This is a genomic window from Curtobacterium sp. 1310 (genome assembly GCF_017834105.1).
GTDB lineage: Bacteria > Actinomycetota > Actinomycetes > Actinomycetales > Microbacteriaceae > Curtobacterium.
The window spans coordinates 437,952-454,215 of sequence record NZ_JAFICY010000002.1 but is presented as its reverse complement, the minus strand read 5'-3'; the positions used below and the strand labels follow the sequence as shown (position 1 = coordinate 454,215).

Sequence of the window (16,264 nt, the reverse complement as noted above, 5' to 3'; positions counted from 1 at the left end):
CCAGCGCCCGGGCCGTGGGAGGATGGACGGGCACCGGATGGGCTCCACCCCGTCCGGTGTGTTCCGCCTTGGTGTAACGGCAGCACGACGGCCTTTGGTGCCGTTAGGTCCGGGTTCGAATCCTGGAGGCGGAGCGCGGCGTCGGTCCGGTCGACGCCGGGCAGCCTCCCTCCTCGACGGGTGTCGCGACGCGCCCCGTCGCCTCCTCGAGAGCCCCGACCACGACCTGTGGTGCGCCGGGTCCACCTCCTCGCGGCTCGCAGCCGCGACGGGGCGGTGCTGACCCGTGAGCGTGGCGACGATCGCGTACTTCGAGCGACAACGGCGCATGCGCCTCGATACAACGGCACGAGCGTGCGCATGTCGCGCATGGTCATTGCGCACTTCGAGCAGGTCTGTCAGGATGAGCGCGCAGCACCGATCCACCGGTGCCCACCGTCAACGTCGACTGGAGGACCCCCGCATGAGTGACTTCGACGGGCTGTTGCGAGCCCGGTCCGACGGGGGCGCAGAAGCGCTCCTCCCGACTCCCACGGTCCAGTGCCACGCGGCCAACCTCGCGTTCCTGCCCGGGGGAGACCTCGCCTGCGTGTGGTTCGGCGGCACGCAGGAGGGTGTTTCCGACATCTCGATCCACCTGTCGCGCCTCCCCGCCGGGACGGCGCGCTGGCTCGAGCCCGTCCAGCTGAGCTTCGACAGTGCGCGTTCCGAGCAGAACCCGATCCTCTTCACCGCGCCGGACGGCACCGTCTGGTTGCTGTACACCGCGCAGCTCGCCGGGAACCAGGACACCTCCGAGGTACGACGACGGGTCTCCCGCGACGGCGGCGAGACCTGGGGAGAGCCGGCACCGCTGCTCGGACGCGATGCGCCGGTCGGCGTGTTCGTGCGCCAGGCACCCGTCGTGCTCGAGAGCGGTCGCATCCTGCTCCCGGTGTTCAACTGCCGGACGGTGCCCGGCGAGAAGTGGGTCGGCAACGACGACACCGCCTCGGTCTGGTACTCCGACGACGGTGGTGAGACCTGGTCCGAGGTCGCCGTGCCCGAGTCGACCGGGTGCGTGCACATGAACATCGTGCCGCGCGATGACGGCGTGCTCTGGGCGTGCTTCCGATCCCGCTGGGCTGACCACGTCTACGAGTCGACGTCGTCGGACGGCGGGATGACCTGGGAGCCGTGCCGGCCGCTCGACCTGCCGAACAACAACTCGTCGATCCAGGCGCGCTCCCTCGACGACGGCCGCATCGCGATGGTGATGAACCACTCGAGCAAGGACGACGCGACGAGCCGCCGTTTCTCCCTGTACGACGAGATCGACGACGCGGGCCTCGCAGCGGACAGCGGTCCGCGGGTCGCTGAGCCCGCGTTCGACGCCGACGGCCCCAGTGCGTTCTGGGGTGCCCCGCGCGCGCCGATGACGCTCGTGGTCTCGAGCCCCGACGGGCGATCCTGGCCGACCGCCTACGACATCGAGAACGGTGACGGGTACTGCCTCTCGAACAACAGCCGCGAGTCACGCAACCGGGAGCTGTCCTACCCCTCGGTACTCCCCGACTCGGCCGGGGGACTGCACGTCGCCTACACCTGGCACCGAAAGTCGATCAAGCACGTGTACCTGCCTGCTGACGTCCTCGCTGCGATCGTGTCGACGCCGTCCGTCTCCGCCGGTCCGGGCCTCCCTGCGAAGGAGCAGCGAGCATGACCCTCCCCATGGTCTTCGCACTCGCGATCACCGTCTTCATGATCGTGCTGATCATGATCGACCGCCTGCCGTTCGGCGTCCCGCCGTTGATCGCCTGCCTGCTGATGGTGGTGTTCGGCGTCGTGCCGATCAACGTGGCCTTCAGCGGCTTCGCCAACGCGACCATCATCATGCTCGCCTCGTTCATGGCGGTGATCGCCGCCTTGCAGAAGACCGACCTCGTCTCGGGCTTCAAGCGGATGATCACGAGACTCGGGACGAAGGGCGGGTTCCGTGCCTACGTCCTCATCGTCGTGTTCGTCATGGTGGGGTGCAGCATCTTCGGCACGGGGTCGACCGCTTACTACGTGCTGGTGATCGGCCTGCTGTCGACGCTCGCGTACAACAAGAAGCTGCCGCCGTCGAAGGTCCTCATGCCCGCCGGGTTCGCCGCGAACCACCCGATGCTGCCGTTCAACGTGGCGCTGCAGTACGGCATCGTCGTCGCGGTGCTCGAGGCAGCAGGGGTCCGGGAGAACATCGACCTCGTCCGGTTCTCGATCGTCAACCTCGTGCTCAGTCTCGGGTTCCTCGTCTGGTGTCTCATCGCCTACCGTCTGCTGCCGGACCACCCCATCGTCGACGGCGAGTCCGCCCCGGAGAGCACGAGCGCGGCGAAGGAACCGGCCACGGTCGGTGCCGGCAGCACCCCGATCGGCGACGCGTCCACGCCGGGCACACGTGCCGCTTCGTCCGCAGCGGACCCGGCCACGCCCGGCCCCCACGCCGCCGAGGCGAACGCGACCGCGATCGCCTCGTCGAGCGCGACCGCAACGGTCACCGCGCCGACGCTGGACCGTCGGAAGCAACTGGCGACGTACGCCTGCTTCGTCCTGGCGATCGCCGGCATGATCTCCTACAGCTACATCGGGGACGCGGGGTACGCGATCACGGGCCTCTCCGTGGCACTCCTCCTGGTGATGAAGGTCCTGGACTTCACGGAGATCCGCGACGCCATCAGCCAGCCGATCATCATCATGTCCGCCGGTGTCATCGGCATCGCTGAGGCGCTCGGCGCGACCGGGCTCACGAAGCTCGTCGGCGAGTCCGTCGCCGGACTGCTCGGCGGCAACGTCAGCCCCTTCCTGCTGGTGTTCGCGTTCTGTGTCCTGACGAGTGTCCTCGCGACCCTCACGGGGTCGACGATCGGCACGGTGTACGTCTTCGCACCGCTGGCGATCGCGACCTGCGTCAGCCTGGGGCTCAACCCCGCGGCTGCGGCCGTCGCCATCGTCATCTCCGGGTGGAACGGACACTTCCTCCCCATCGACGGGCTTCCCGCGATGGTCATGGGGGTCGGGAAGTACTCGCTCCTGCAATTCTGGAAGTTCACCATCCCGATGTACTTCATCCGCCTGCTGGCGCTGACGGCCGGCGCCCTCCTGCTCTTCCCGATGTGACGGACCTGACGTGACGGAGAACCTGTCGTGACGACCACCTTCGAGCTCGCCCACGTGGGCATCAACAACCCCGACGCCGCAGCCGCGCAGGAACTGTGCAACCTCTTCTGCCTCATGTTCGACCTCGACCCCCGCCAGGGGAAGAAGTCCGAGTTCGCCGGCACGTTCTTCGAGTGCGTGCGATCCCAGTACCTGGGTACGCACGGCCACATCGGGATGTCGACCGACGACTTGGAGGCAGCGGTCGAGGAACTCACCGCGAAGGGCTTCGGCTTCGACCAGGACACGGCTGCACACTTCGAGGACGGCCGTCTGCAGAACATCTACCTGGCGGGGGAGTACGGCGGCTTCGCGGTCCACGTGATGCAGCAACCCCGTCCCTGACCCACCACCCGACCGCCTGGCCCCCCAGCCGACAAGGAGCACCTGCAGTGACCACCACGATCAGCGGCAGCATCCACGCGCTCGTCACCCCGTTCCACGACGACGAGTCGCTCGACCTCGACCAGATGCGGCTGCACACTGACCGCGCTGTCCGGGCGGGCGCCGACGGCGTCTTCTGCCTCGGTACCAACGGCGAGTTCTTCCAGCAGACCGAGGACGAACGGCTCGCCGTGCTCGAGGCGGTCGTCGACGCCACCGGTGGCCGCGTCCCCGTCTACGGCGGCGCCGGTGCCGTCGGGACGAAGGAGACGGTGCGCATCGCCCAGCGCATGCAGGCGTCGGGTGCCGACGTGCTGTCGGTGATCACGCCCTACTTCGCTGCGGCGTCGCAGGACGAGCTGTACCGCCACTTCGCGGCGGTCGCCGCAGCCGTCGACATCCCGGTGCTCATCTACAACATCCCCGCGCGGACCGGGAACACCATCACGCCGGCGACGGTCGCCCGACTCGCGGAGATCGACAACATCGCGGGTGTCAAGGACTCGTCGGGGAACTTCGACGCGATCCTGCAGCTGATCGAGCTGACCGATCCCGAGCACTTCGCGGTGCTCGCGGGGACCGACTCGCTGGTCCTGCCGACGCTGCAGGCCGGCGGCGCGGGCGGCATCACCGCCGTCGCGAACGTCTACCCGCGGACCATGGTCGAGATCACCCGGAAGTGGGCGGCGGGCGACCTCGAGGGGGCCCGCGCGGCGCAGGCGTCGATCCGCCCGCTGCGCAACCTGTTCGCGCTCGGCAACCCGAACACGATCGTCAAGGCGGCCACCAACGCCGCCGGCGAGCCCGTGGGGCCGTGCCGCGCGCCGTTCAACCTGCTGAGCGAGGCGGCGCTCGAGAAGATCGCGGACACGGTGCGCGCCGATCAGGCGGCAGGACTGGGCTGAGCCTGCGCGACCCCGGACCGACGGGAGGCGCGGTGCCAGCCGGCACTGCGCCTCCTGTCCGTCACGTGGTCGGGCCGCCATCTATGCGTCAGCGGTTGTAGGCCGGCATCGGTCCGCGGAGCGCAGCGGCCACGTCGTCGACAGCCCGCTGCACGTCCTCCGGCAGCGCACCGGCGGCCAGCGCGGTGAGGTTCGCCTCGATGTTCGTGAGCCGCGACCCACCGATCAGGACGGCGTCCACGACGGCACGGCCGATCGTCCAGCGCAGCGCGAGCTCGGCCATCGGCATCCCCGCACCCTCGGCGATCGCACGGAGCTGTCCGACCGCGGCGAAGACCTCGTCGTTCCAGTACCGGTCGCGGTACATGCCGGCGAGCGGCGAGGACCCGAAGCGTCCCGCGGTCGGGTGCTCGTCCGGTCGGTGCCTGCCGGTCAGGAGCCCGCCGCCGAGCGGGTTGTAGACGATCGTCGCGAGTCCGGTGCTCCTGGCGTACTCGGCGTACTCGTCGTCGATGCGGGTCGCGATCACGCTGTAGACCTGCTGCCCGAGGACGGGCGCGTCGAGACCGAGTCGCGCGGCGGTGTGCCGCAGCTCCGCGATCTGCCAGGCCGCGAAGTTCGAGACACCCCACGTGCGCACCACGCCCGCCTCGACGAGCGCCCGGACGGCGGTCAGCGTCTCCTCCGCCGTGGTCGAGCGGTCGGGCTGGTGCAGGTAGAGGACGTCGACGTGGTCCGTCCGGAGCCGTCGGAGGCTCGCGCGCACGCACCGTTCGACCGCCACGGCGGACAGCGGCGCGGCCCCTCCGGCGTCCGGGTTCGGGATGCCGACCTTCGTCGCGAGCACGACCCCGTCGCGGCGTCCGGCGAGCACGGAGCCGAGGATCTCCTCGCTGCGGCCGCCGGCGTACCCGTTGGCCGTGTCGATGCCGGTCCCGCCGGATGCCAGGAAGCGGTCGACCATCTCGGCCGCCGTGGGCTCGTCGACGCTGTCGCCGAAGGTCATGGTGCCGAGAACGGCGGGGGCGAGCCGCCGGCCTCGGATGTCGGTGTCACGCACTGGGTTCCTCTCGTTCGGGCGCCGTCGGAGCGACTCGTCGTCGAGTCGCCGAGGGGCAGCCGTGCGCGCCCACTATTGCGTGTTTCACGCAGTTCGTCTAGCGTGTTTCGTGCACGCCGTCGATGCTTCGACGGGACCGTCCACCGAGCCCGAGGAGGGGTCCGATGTCGAACCGCCTCGCCGCGATCGCCGACGACCTGTCCGGAGCCGCCGAGGTCGCTGCGGTCCTCGGCACCGGGTCGGTCACCGTCGCCCTGACGCTCCCCGCCGCGCTCGAGCACGTCGCTCGATCGCGGTCCGACGTCGTTCTGGACTGCGACACGCGGTCGCTCGACCCGGCCGCGCGTCGTGCGGCCGTCGCGCAGGCATCACAACGGATGCGCGCAGCCGGAGCGCCGGTGCGGCTGGTGAAGACCGACTCGCTGCTGCGCGGCGGCGTGGGGGACGTCATCGACGGGCTCCTCGACGCCGGCGCACGCGTCGTGGTCGCCACGGCGCTCCCGGCACTCGGGAGGACGGTCGTCCACGGTCAGCTCCTCGTGCACGGCCGCCCGGTGGCGGATGCAGGGCTGCACGGCCTGGAGGCCCGGGTCGTCCCCGGCCCACTGGCCGCGGTCGGACCGCGAGCCCGGTCCGTCCCGCTCGCGGTCGTCCGCGCCGGGAGCGCGGCCGTCCTCGACGCGGTCGAGCGAGCGATCGGCGCCGGCGAGGTCCCCGTCGTCGACGCCGCCTCGGACCACGACCTCGACCGGATCGCAGCGGCGCTCGACGGTGCGGACTGCTCGATCGTCGGGTCCGGCGGGATCGCTGCGGCAGTCGGTCGCCTCCGCGGAGCGCAGCCCCCGGGCCCCGTCGTGACGAACGATCGGGAGCGGGTGGCGCTCGCCGGGGGACTCCAGCCCGTCCTCCTCGTCGTGGGCACGGCCAGCACCGAGGCGACCGGGCAGCTCGCGGCCCTCGCAGCGAACGGTGTCCCCGTCGTGCCCGTGCCCCGTGACGTCCTGCTCCGCGCCGTCGACCGCCGTGAGGTCGACGACGTCGACCACCCGGCGATCCAGGAAGCGCGCGCAGCCCTGCGCAGCGGGAGCGCGGCGATCTGCGTCGAGGACCGGAACGACCCGGTCCCGCACCTCGCCCGACGGCTCGCCGACGGTCTCGGCATCGTGGCCGCCACCATCAGCGGTCGGTCCGCCCTGGTGCTGACCGGTGGCGAGACCGCCCGCTCCGTGCTCAGTCGCCTCGGCATCGCGACCATCGTGCCCGAGGGCGCCGTCGAACCCGGATGCGTCGTGTCCCGCGCGGACGACGGCCGGCTCGTCGTCACACGACCCGGCAGCTTCGGGACCGTCACGAACCTGCTCGACGCGGCCACGTTCCTCCAGTCCGCTCGCGACGACCCGTCCGCGACGCAGGCCGCGTCGAAGCGGCCGCAGGCCGCACGAACCGAAAGGCAGTACCGCAGATGAACGCAACTCCGATCGTCGCTGTCACGATGGGTGACGGGGCCGGTGTCGGCCCAGAGATCGTCGTCGAGGCCGTCGTGTCGCCGGACGTCCTGGCCGTCTGCCGCCCCGTCGTCATCGGCGACCTCGGTCGTCTCCGCCAGGCCGCCGCCATCCGGAACGTCGACGTCACCTTCAACGTCGTCGAGGACGTCGCTGACGCCGGGCACCGGGACGGCGTCATCGACGTGGTCGACCTCGGACTCCTGCCCGAGGACCTGCCGTGGGGGCAGCTCTCGCCGGTCGCCGGCGATGCAGCCTTCCAGTACATCCGTGTCGCGTGCGAAGCGGCGATGGCCGGGAAGGTCCAGGCGATCTGCACGGCTCCGCTCAACAAGGAGGCGCTGCACGCCGGTGGCCACGTCTTCCCCGGGCACACCGAGCTCCTCGCCGAGCTCATGGGCGTCGACGAGGTCTCGATGATGCTCTCGACCGCCAAGCTGAAGGTCGTCCACGTGACCACCCACCTCGGTCTCATCGACGCCGTCGCGAAGATCGAACCCGGACTCGTCGAGCGGACCATCCGGCGCGGGAACGAAGCCCTCGTCCGGTCGGGCAATCCGCACCCGAAGATCGGTGTCGCGGCGATCAACCCGCACGCCGGCGAGAACGGCCTCTTCGGGTACGGCGAGGAGGCCGAGAAGATCGCTCCGGGCGTCGAAGCGGCGCGCGCCGACGGCATCGACGCCGTCGGACCGCTCCCGGCCGACACCCTCTTCTTCCTCGCCGGCCGCGGGGACTACGACCTGGTGGTCGCGATGTACCACGACCAGGGGCACGGCCCCGTGAAGGTGCTCGGGATCGAGGCCGGGGTGAACATCACGGTGGGTCTGCCGGTCATCCGCACGTCGGTGGACCACGGGACGGCGTTCGACATCGCGGGCTCGGGCAAGGCCGATGTCGCTAGCATGATCGAGGCGCTCCGCCAGGCCGCCGAGCTCGCCCCGACGTCGGGCGCGCTGCGACCGGCCTCGGGCGCCTGACAGGTCCTGAGTCCCCACTGTCCGGAAGGTGCCCGTGTCGATCTCGGCCAGAGCTCGGCGTGACGCGATCGTCACGCTCGCGACGACGGTCGGACTCGCGAGCGTCGACGAACTCTCGGAGCGGTTCGGGGTCACGGCATCCACCATCCGCCGGGACCTCGCGACCCTGCAGGAGCAGCGGAAGCTCACCCGGACGTTCGGTGGCGCGATGGCGGTGGCCGCGCACCCCGAGGCGTCGCTGCGGCAGCGGCTCGGTGAGCACTTCGACGCGAAGCGCGACATCGCGCGGCGCGCAGCCGAGGCCGTGCAGCCCGGGACGTCGCTCTTCCTCGACAACGGCTCGACCGTCGCGGCGTTCGCCCATGCGCTCCCGGTGGACGCCGACCTCACCGTCACCACCACCAGCGTCGGGGTCGTCACCGACATGGCGGACCGCGACGACGTCCGACTCGTCATGCTCGGCGGCGAGTACCGGTCGTTGAGCAACGGCTTCGTCGGACCCCTGACGGAGGCGGCGCTCGAGTACCTGACGTTCGATGCGGCGTACCTCGGCGCCGACGCGGTGTCCCCGGAGCGTGGGATCTGCGAGGCGGACCTCGGTCAGATCCGCCTGAAGGAACTCATCGCTCGTCGTGCGGCAGCGGTGTACGTCCTCGCTGACTCCTCGAAGCTCGCGCAGTCGGAGTTCCACGCATGGACCCGGCTCGGTGGCGGATGGACCCTCGTCACCGACGACGGCATCGCACCGGACCTCGTCGAGCGCTTCGACACCGCGGACGTCACCGTCGTCACGGCCTGACCGCCCGCACGTCCGAGGACGGGACGCGCCACCACCGGCGGGCCGTGCTCGCGGAGGTCCGGCGCTCGGCGCGCTGGTCACGGGGCTTCGGGGGCGGGACCGGTCGCGGCAGGTCAACGTCCGGGCCCTCGTCGATCGCACTGATCGTCTTGGGGCATCGTGCTCGTGGCGACCGGCGTCTTCGATCCGGCACGCCACGGCACCCGGGTCGGCGAGGGCATCATCGAACTCGCGGCCCAGTACCGGCCGGACCGGGTCGTCCTCGGTGGCGGCGCCGTCACCGGCATCCGCGAACAGACCGAACACCTCGCGCTGGGCTCGTTCACCGAGGTGTCGCTGGCGCCGCCCCGACCGCCGCAGACCGCAGTGCCGCCGCCTCCTGCCGCACGAGCGCCCCGAGCACCTCGACGGACGCCCCCGCCGGCTCGGCCGTCCACCGCTCGAACCCGTCCCAGTACGCCCGCACGCCGATCTCCGCGAGCACCACGGCCCGGTGCCCAGACACGCCCCGCTCGCGCAGCGCCGAGGCGAGCGCGTCGGAGACGACCGACCGCTTGTAGACGTACCGCTCGCGCAGTGCCTCGTGCTCGAGCGTCAGTGCCGTGATCGCGGCGCCGACCTCCTGCTGCTCCGGCACGTGCGCGGCAACGAGGGCGCCGAGCACGTCGTCGACCAGTGTCTCGTCCACCTGGTCCGCTGGCGCGTCCCGCACCACGCGCCGGACGGTGTCGATGGTGGCGGCCTGCCCCTGGAAGAGGATCTCGCGCTTGTCGGGGAACTGCCGGAAGAGCGTGGCCTTGGTGAGGCCGGCGCGCTCCGCGATCTGTGCCGCGGTCGTGGCGTCGTAGCCCTGCTCCGCGAAGAGCTCGAGCGCCGCTCGGAGGAGTCGACCCCGGGGGTCCGGTTGCCAGCGTGCCACGGGCAGAGTCTAGTCGATGCGACTCGGTCGCATCAGGTGTACGGTGACGATACCAAGTCTCATAACACGAGCGGTGTCGCATCGGCACCGGACGGGAGTCACCATGCACGTCTTCATCACCGGCGCGTCGGGTTGGATCGGCAGCGTCCTCACCCGCGACCTCGTTGCGCACGGACACGACGTCGTCGGGCTCGCCCGCTCCGCCTCCTCCGCCGAGCGCATCCGGGCCGCCGGCGCCGAGGCGGTGCGCGGCGAGATGGCCGACCACGCGCTCATCGTCGAGCAGGCCACCCGGGCCGATGCGACGGCGCACCTCGCGTTCACGCTCGACTTCGACGCGTTCGACGAGGCGATCGACAACGAGGTCGCGCTGTTCGACACGCTCGGTGACGCGCTGGCCGGCAGCGGGAAGGCCCTGTTCGCCGCTTCGGGCACCCCGACGACCCCGCGCGGCACGGCGACCGAGGGCGACCCGCTCGATCCTGACGGCCCGGCTGGTGCCCGTGCGCGCACGGCTGCTGCGGTCCTCGGGCTAGCCGACCGGGGCATCCGCGCCGGGCTGGTGCGGATGCCCCGGACGGTGCACGGCGTGGGGGACCGGAACGGGCTCGTCGCCGCACTCGTGCAGCTCGACCGACAGCTCGGCGCGGCTGCGTACGTCGGTGACGGATCGAACCGGTGGCCGGCGGTGCACGTCGGCGACGCAGCCCGTCTGTTCCGGCGAGCGCTCGAGAGCGCTCCGGCAGGGTCCGTCCTGCACGCCGTCGCCGAGGAGGGGGTCCCGATGCGCGCGGTCGCCGAGTCGATCAGCAGGCAGACCGGCATGCCGGCACAGCCGGTCGACGCGACGACACTCGGGGTGTTCGGTGCGCTGCTCGGCGGCGACCAGCCCGCGTCGAGCGCTCGGACGCGCGCGCTCCTCGGCTGGGAGCCGACGGGCCCGACCCTGCTCGAGGACCTCGACGCCGGGCACTACACGCAGGCCGCATGACGCGACGGTCCCGACGGACGAGGCACCGCCGATCGGCCCTTGCTCGACGAAGCGTCCGGCGCCCAGCGCGCTAGGGTCGGCGCATGGGGCTTCGGGGGCGGGACCGGTCGCGGCAGGTCAACGTCCGGGCCCTCCTCGCGATCGCACTGATCGTCCTGTGGGGCATCGTGCTCGTGGCGACCGGCGTCTTCGATCCCGCTCGCCAGACCCCGCCCTCCCAGTTCGACTACGACGACGGCATGCTCCCGCCCACAGCAGCCGATCGTCGGACCTCTGCCGTCCAGGCTGCCGCGCTGATCGGGTCCTTGCCCGTCGCCGTCCTCGCCCTCTGCATCGCGGCGAGCTCGCTCCGCGTCTGGCGCGAACAGGTGTCGGCGGTCGTCGCGACCGGTCTCGCCAGCCTCGCCGCGCTGGCCGCCATCGGCCTCGCCTGGATCGGCGTCGGCACCGTCGTCTTCTTCACCTAGCCGGTGCAGGTGACGGCACCGACGTCGGGGGAGACGGCACCGACGTCGCGTCCCGAGCGGTCGACGTGGCACGGCGATCGTGCCGGTCGTCCGCAGGCCGGCTGACGGACCGGCACCGCGACGACGGACTGGAGGCGCGGATCACCGTCGCCGGTCGGCGTCCGGTGGTCCGCGCCTCCCGTCCGCCCCGTCAGGACGACAGGTGCGCTGCCGCACGGACCGGACGGAGTGCGTGACCGGCGGGCGACGCCGCCCGCCGGCCGCCGGCCATCTCCTGCAGGACCCGGTGCACCTGTCGGCTGTAGCCGGACTCGTTGTCGTACCAGACGTACAGCACCGCGTGCTCGGACCCGTCCGCGATCGTCGCGAGCCCGTCCACGATGCCCGCCCGCCGACTGCCGAGCAGGTCCGTCGAGACGACCTCCGGCGACTCGACGTAGTCGATCTGCCGCCGGAGCGGCGAGGTGAGCGAGGCGTCCCGGAGCACCCCGTTCAGCTCGTCGCGTCCGACCGGGTGACCGAGCGTCAGGTGGATGACCGCGAGCGAGACGTTCGGCGTGGGGACGCGGACGGCGCTGCCGGTGAGCCGGCCGCGGAGTTCGGGCAGTGCCTTCTCGGCGGCCTTCGCTGCGCCGGTCGCGGTGATCACCATGTTCAGGCCCGCCGCCCGCCCTCGCCGGTCGGCGGGGTGGTAGTTGTCGACCAGGTTCTGGTCGTTCGTGGCGGAGTGCACGGTCTCGACGTGCCCGTGGACGATGCCCCAGGCGTCGGACACGACCTTGAGCACCGGGACGATCGCGTTCGTCGTGCACGAGGCGGCACTCACGACCGGGTCGTCGCCGATGCCGTCGTGGTTGATGCCGTGCACCACGTTCGGTACGTCGCCCTTCCCCGGCGCGGTGAGCAGCACGCGGGCCGCTCCGGGGGCGAGGAGGTGCTGCCCGAGCCCCTCGGCGTCGCGCCAGCGACCGGTGGTGTCGACGACGATCGCGTCCTCGATGCCGTGCGCGCGGTAGTCGACGGCGTCGGGGGAGTCGGCCGAGACGAACTGCACGAGGGTGCCGTTCGCGGTGATGGTGTCGTGCTCGGTGTCGACGGTCACCGTGCCGGCGAAGGGGCCGTGGATCGAGTCCCGGCGGAGCAGGCTCGCCCGCTTGACCAGGTCGCCGGGCCCGCGACGGCGGACGACGACGGCACGCAGGGCGAGCGGGGCGTGCTCCCCGGCGCGTTCGAGCAGGATCCGGGCGAGCATCCGACCGATCCGCCCGAACCCGTACAGCACGACGTCGCGCGGGGCGTCGCGGTGCGGTCCGTCCGCCGTGCCGCGGTGCAGGAAGAACTCGTCGGTGAGGAACTCGCGCAGGGTGCTGCCGAGGCGGTCACGTCGGTGGCGGGACGCGAGGTCGCCGAGGTCCACCGACACCGACGACAGTGCCATCGTGTCGAGCTCGGTCAGGATCGCCAGGCTCGTTGCGACCGGCAGTTCGGTCTCGTCGACCCGGCGGCTCGACCGGTGCGCCTTGACGATCCCGATCGGGGACTGCCCCACCAGGGGACGGCCGTGGACGGACGGCACGACGTCGTCCCGCCGGTACAGCCGTCCGATGAGCGGCACCATCGCCTCGGCGGCAGCGAGCTTCTCGTCCCACACCCGCTGCAGGCGCGCACGCTCGGCGGCGGCGGACACCCCGGTCGTGGTCGGGGCGCCGGACGGCATCAGGCGACCTGCCGGACGTCGGCCGTGGCGTGCAGGGCCGCGCGACGCTCGTCGAGGATCGCGGTGAGCACCGGGGGCGTGCGGTCGCCGAACCCGGCGAGGAACTCCTCGGTCAGGTCGCACTCCTCGAGCCACGGCCCGGGGTCGACGGCGAAGAGGGCCTCGAGCTGTGCGGCGGTGACGTCGAGCCCGTGCACGTCCAGGTCGTCCAGGTCGGGGAGGAGGCCGACCGGGCTCTCGACCGCCGGCACGGTGCCCTCGACGCGGCGCGCGATCCACTCGAGCACGCGGGCGTTCTCGCGGAAGCCCGGCCACAGGAAGGCGCCGTCCTCGCCCCGCCGGAACCAGTTGACCTGGAACACCGCCGGTGCCCCGGCGCCGAGGCGCTCGCCGATCCGGAGCCAGTGCGCCCAGTGGTCGGCCATGTCGTAGCCGCAGAACGGCAGCATCGCGAAGGGGTCGCGGCGGAGCTCCCCGACGGTGCCCTCGGCTGCGGCGGTCCGCTCGGACGACACCGTCGCACCCATGAACACGCCCTCGGCCCAGGTCGACGCCTGCGCCACGAGCGGGACGTTCGTCGACCGACGACCGCCGAACACGACGGCGTCGACGGCGACGCTGCGCTCCCACCCGTCGGCGAGCGTCGGGACCCGGTCGAGCGCCACCGTGAACCGGGCGTTCGGGTGCGCGGCCGGAGTGCCGCTCGCCGGTGTCCAGTCGGCGCCGGTCCAGTCGACCAGGTGCGCGGGCGGTTCGGGGGTGAGGCCCTCCCACCAGACGTCGCCGTCGTCCGTGAGCGCGACGTTCGTGAAGATCGTGTCCGCGGCGATCGTCTCGACCGCGACGGGGTTCGTGTCGGGGCCGGTCCCCGGTGCGACGCCGAACAGCCCGGCCTCCGGGTTGATCGCGTGCAGTCGTCCGTCGGCACCCGGGCGGAGCCAGGCGATGTCGTCGCCGATCGTCTCGACGGACCACCCGGGCAGGGCCGGCTGCAGCATCGCGAGGTTGGTCTTGCCGCAGGCCGAGGGGAACGCGGCGGCGACGTGGACGGCCCGGCCCTCGGGCGAGGTGAGCCGGACGAGCAGCATGTGCTCGGCGAGCCACCCCTCGTCACGACCCATCACCGAGGCGATCCGGAGCGCGAAGCACTTCTTGGCGAGCAGGGCGTTGCCGCCGTAGCCCGAGCCGTACGACCAGACCTCGCGGGTCTCCGGGAACTGCACGATGTACTTCGTCGCGTTGCAGGGCCAGGACAAGTCCGGCTGCGGGACGCCCTGGTCGTCGCGGAGCGGATGCCCGACGCTGTGCACGGTCGCGACCCACGGCACGCCGGCGTCGATCGCGCGGAGCACGTCCGCCCCGAGCCGGGTCGTCCTGCCCATGCTGAGGACGACGTAGGCCGAGTCGGTCACCTCGACGCCGAGCTGCGAGATCGGGCCGCCCACCGGTCCCATCGAGAACGGCACGACGTACATCGTGCGGCCGCGCATGCTCCCGGCGAACCGCTCGTCGAGCTCGGCGCGCATCGCGACCGGTTCCCGCCAGTGGTTCGTCGGACCGGCGTCTTCGGGCGTGCGGGAGCAGGTGAACGTGCGCCCCTCGACCCGGGCGACGTCGTCCGGGTCCGACCGGGCGAGGTAGCTGTTCGGTCGGCGTTCCGGGTCGAGGGCGATCAGCTTGCCCTCGTCGACGAGCTGCTGCGTCAGGCGGGCGGTCTCGTCGGCTGACCCGTCGCACCAGACGACCTGGTCCGGGCAGGTGAGGGACGCGATCCGGGCGACCCACGCCTCCAGGGCGACGCGGGGCGAGCCGGGCACGGTGTGCGGTGCGGGACTCGTGTGGTTGGGGTTCGTGATCATCGTCGATCTCCTCGTGACGGGGGACTACCGGCGGGTGGCGGTCGAGCCCTCGGGCTCGACGATGGTGCGGACGGCCTCGGTCGAGATCCGCTCGTCGGTGGCGGGAGCGGAGCCGGGACCGTCTGCGCGAGCCGACGCGCCGTGGTCGTCGGCGGACATCGTCCGCTCGTCGAACGGCGCCGCACCGGACAGCACCCGCTCGACCTGCTGCTTGTCGATCTGCTTCGTCCACGTCCCGACCAGCACCGTGGCCACGGCGTTCCCGGTGAAGTTCGTCAGCGCGCGGGCCTCGGACATGAACCGGTCGATGCCGACGATCAGGCCGACGCCGTCGACCAGGTCCGGGCGGTGCGCCTGCAGGCCGCCGGCGAGGGTGGCGAGTCCGGCACCGGTCACCCCGGCAGCACCCTTCGACGCGATGATCATGAAGACCAGGAGCGAGATCTGCTCGGGGATGTTCAGCGGCGTGCCGAGGGCGTTCGCGATGAACAGCGAGGACATCGTCAGGTAGATCGCGGTGCCGTCGAGGTTGAACGAGTACCCGGTCGGCACCGTGACGCCGACGACGGGCTTCGAGACGCCGAGGTGCTCCATCTTCGCGATGAGCCGCGGGAGGCTGACCTCGCTGGAGGACGTCGACACGATGAGCAGGTACTCGCGGCCGAGGTACTTCATGAGCCGGAAGATGTTGACGCCGGTCACGACGCGGAGCAGGACACCGAGGACGCCGACGACGAACACGATGCAGGTGATGTAGAACGCGACCATGAGGGTCCCGAGCGCGACGAGCGCCGCGACGCCGGTGGCACCGACCACCGCTGCGATGGCCCCGAACGCGCCGATCGGGGCGGCCCACATGACCATCGCGAGGATGCGGAACACCAGGGCCTGCAGGTGTCGGATGCCGGTGAGGATCGGCGCACCCTTCTCGCCCATCGCCTGCAGCGCGAAGCCGACGAGCAGCGCGACGAACAGGGTCTGGAGGATGCTGCCGCTCGTCAGGGACGACACGAGCGTCGCGGGGATGATCCCGAGCAGGAACCCGGACGTCGAGGACGCGCTCTCCTCGGTGCCGGCGGGCAGCTCGTACGTCGCCTTCGACATGTCGAGCTGGTCGCCGGGGTGGATGAGGTTGCCGACGACGAGGCCGATCGCCAGGGCGAACGTCGACATCGCGACGAAGTAGCCGAGCGCCAACCCGCCGACCTTGCCGACCGTCGCCGCCTTCGCGATGGAGCCGACGCCGAGCACGATCGTGCAGAAGATGACCGGCGCGATCATCATCTTGATCAGCGCGATGAAGCCGTCGCCGATCGGCTTGAGTCCGACGGCGAAGTCGGGGGCCGTCAGGCCGACCACGATGCCGGCGAGCACGGCCAGGATGACCGCGATGTAGAGCCAGTGCGAGCGATCCAGACCGCGTCGCCGTGGGCGGGCGGTGGTCGAGTGCGTCGATGCCATGCGACTTCCTTGTCGTCAGGACCGGGAGCGGCGTCGC

At 71.6% G+C, this 16,264-nt stretch carries 14 protein-coding genes and 1 tRNA gene; 10 read left to right on the top strand and 5 right to left on the bottom strand.

Annotation, left to right across the window (positions count from 1 at the left end):
* The first annotated feature begins 62 nt into the window (after positions 1–62).
* From JOD95_RS06195 to dapA, 5 genes are all read left to right on the top strand, one after another.
* Positions 63–134, top strand: a tRNA-Gln gene (locus tag JOD95_RS06195).
* Between the two features lie 329 nt (positions 135–463).
* The gene (locus JOD95_RS06190) at positions 464–1,702 is read left to right on the top strand and encodes an exo-alpha-sialidase (RefSeq protein ID WP_209683929.1); all 1,239 of its coding nucleotides are present in this window, start codon (positions 464–466) and stop codon (positions 1,700–1,702) included.
* The gene (locus JOD95_RS06185; protein ID WP_209683928.1) at positions 1,699–3,141 is read left to right on the top strand and encodes an SLC13 family permease; all 1,443 of its coding nucleotides are present in this window, start codon (positions 1,699–1,701) and stop codon (positions 3,139–3,141) included. The genes JOD95_RS06190 and JOD95_RS06185 overlap by 4 nt, the downstream gene beginning before the upstream one ends.
* A 27-nt stretch (positions 3,142–3,168) precedes the next feature.
* Positions 3,169–3,525, top strand: coding sequence for a hypothetical protein (locus tag JOD95_RS06180; protein WP_209683927.1), 357 nt, complete (start codon positions 3,169–3,171; stop codon positions 3,523–3,525).
* 47 nt (positions 3,526–3,572) lie between these two features.
* Entirely contained in the window at positions 3,573–4,469 is an 897-nt protein-coding gene (gene dapA / locus JOD95_RS06175; protein ID WP_209683926.1) for a 4-hydroxy-tetrahydrodipicolinate synthase, read from the top strand.
* Between the two features lie 88 nt (positions 4,470–4,557).
* Here dapA and JOD95_RS06170 read toward each other — a convergent pair whose 3' ends face one another.
* On the bottom strand, positions 4,558–5,529 hold the full coding sequence (locus JOD95_RS06170) for an aldo/keto reductase (protein WP_307810390.1): 972 nt from the start codon (positions 5,527–5,529) through the stop codon (positions 4,558–4,560).
* A 164-nt stretch (positions 5,530–5,693) separates the two neighbouring features.
* Here JOD95_RS06170 and JOD95_RS06165 point away from each other — a divergent pair, with 164 nt between their 5' ends.
* The 3 genes from JOD95_RS06165 to JOD95_RS06155 are packed head-to-tail and all read left to right on the top strand — an operon-like array spanning position 5,694 to position 8,813.
* On the top strand, positions 5,694–6,995 hold the full coding sequence (locus JOD95_RS06165) for a four-carbon acid sugar kinase family protein (protein ID WP_209683925.1): 1,302 nt from the start codon (positions 5,694–5,696) through the stop codon (positions 6,993–6,995).
* On the top strand, positions 6,992–8,014 hold the full coding sequence (gene pdxA, locus JOD95_RS06160; RefSeq protein ID WP_209683924.1) for a 4-hydroxythreonine-4-phosphate dehydrogenase PdxA: 1,023 nt from the start codon (positions 6,992–6,994) through the stop codon (positions 8,012–8,014). The genes JOD95_RS06165 and pdxA overlap by 4 nt, the downstream gene beginning before the upstream one ends.
* Before the next feature lie 28 nt (positions 8,015–8,042).
* Positions 8,043–8,813 carry a DeoR/GlpR family DNA-binding transcription regulator gene (locus tag JOD95_RS06155; protein WP_307810389.1) on the top strand — a complete coding sequence of 257 codons (771 nt, stop codon included), beginning with the start codon at positions 8,043–8,045 and terminating at the stop codon, positions 8,811–8,813.
* 322 nt (positions 8,814–9,135) lie between these two features.
* On the opposite strand, the gene JOD95_RS06150 is transcribed toward JOD95_RS06155, so the two are convergent.
* Positions 9,136–9,732 carry a TetR/AcrR family transcriptional regulator gene (locus JOD95_RS06150; protein ID WP_209683923.1) on the bottom strand — a complete coding sequence of 199 codons (597 nt, stop codon included), beginning with the start codon at positions 9,730–9,732 and terminating at the stop codon, positions 9,136–9,138.
* 103 nt (positions 9,733–9,835) lie between these two features.
* Here JOD95_RS06150 and JOD95_RS06145 point away from each other — a divergent pair, with 103 nt between their 5' ends.
* Complete coding sequence (locus JOD95_RS06145; protein WP_209683922.1) at positions 9,836–10,723, top strand: SDR family oxidoreductase; 888 nt, start codon at positions 9,836–9,838, stop codon at positions 10,721–10,723.
* Positions 10,724–10,806: 83 nt separating this feature from the next.
* Entirely contained in the window at positions 10,807–11,190 is a 384-nt protein-coding gene (locus tag JOD95_RS06140) for a hypothetical protein (RefSeq protein ID WP_209683921.1), read from the top strand.
* Between the two features lie 190 nt (positions 11,191–11,380).
* Here the strand turns inward: JOD95_RS06140 and JOD95_RS06135 are convergent, their stop codons facing one another.
* The 3 genes from JOD95_RS06135 to JOD95_RS06125 are packed head-to-tail and all read right to left on the bottom strand — an operon-like array spanning position 11,381 to position 16,227.
* Positions 11,381–12,907, bottom strand: coding sequence for a glyceraldehyde-3-phosphate dehydrogenase (locus JOD95_RS06135; RefSeq protein ID WP_209683919.1), 1,527 nt, complete (start codon positions 12,905–12,907; stop codon positions 11,381–11,383).
* Positions 12,907–14,766, bottom strand: coding sequence for a phosphoenolpyruvate carboxykinase (GTP) (locus JOD95_RS06130; protein WP_209683918.1), 1,860 nt, complete (start codon positions 14,764–14,766; stop codon positions 12,907–12,909). Before JOD95_RS06130 ends, JOD95_RS06135 begins: the two co-directional genes overlap by 1 nt.
* A 24-nt stretch (positions 14,767–14,790) precedes the next feature.
* The gene (locus JOD95_RS06125; RefSeq protein WP_209683916.1) at positions 14,791–16,227 is read right to left on the bottom strand and encodes a cation:dicarboxylate symporter family transporter; all 1,437 of its coding nucleotides are present in this window, start codon (positions 16,225–16,227) and stop codon (positions 14,791–14,793) included.
* Positions 16,228–16,264 lie beyond the last annotated feature (37 nt).

What these genes read in the sequence shown, in the direction of transcription:
- JOD95_RS06140 (WP_209683921.1), top strand. Translation starts at nt 10,807, where the DNA reads ATGGGGCTTCGGGGGCGGGACCGGTCGCGGCAGGTCAACGTCCGGGCC.
- JOD95_RS06135 (WP_209683919.1), bottom strand. Translation starts at nt 12,907, where the DNA reads ATGCCGTCCGGCGCCCCGACCACGACCGGGGTGTCCGCCGCCGCCGAG.
- JOD95_RS06190 (WP_209683929.1), top strand. Translation starts at nt 464, where the DNA reads ATGAGTGACTTCGACGGGCTGTTGCGAGCCCGGTCCGACGGGGGCGCA.
- JOD95_RS06185 (WP_209683928.1), top strand. Translation starts at nt 1,699, where the DNA reads ATGACCCTCCCCATGGTCTTCGCACTCGCGATCACCGTCTTCATGATC.
- JOD95_RS06165 (WP_209683925.1), top strand. Translation starts at nt 5,694, where the DNA reads ATGTCGAACCGCCTCGCCGCGATCGCCGACGACCTGTCCGGAGCCGCC.
- JOD95_RS06125 (WP_209683916.1), bottom strand. Translation starts at nt 16,227, where the DNA reads ATGGCATCGACGCACTCGACCACCGCCCGCCCACGGCGACGCGGTCTG.
- JOD95_RS06130 (WP_209683918.1), bottom strand. Translation starts at nt 14,766, where the DNA reads ATGATCACGAACCCCAACCACACGAGTCCCGCACCGCACACCGTGCCC.
- JOD95_RS06145 (WP_209683922.1), top strand. Translation starts at nt 9,836, where the DNA reads ATGCACGTCTTCATCACCGGCGCGTCGGGTTGGATCGGCAGCGTCCTC.
- pdxA (WP_209683924.1), top strand. Translation starts at nt 6,992, where the DNA reads ATGAACGCAACTCCGATCGTCGCTGTCACGATGGGTGACGGGGCCGGT.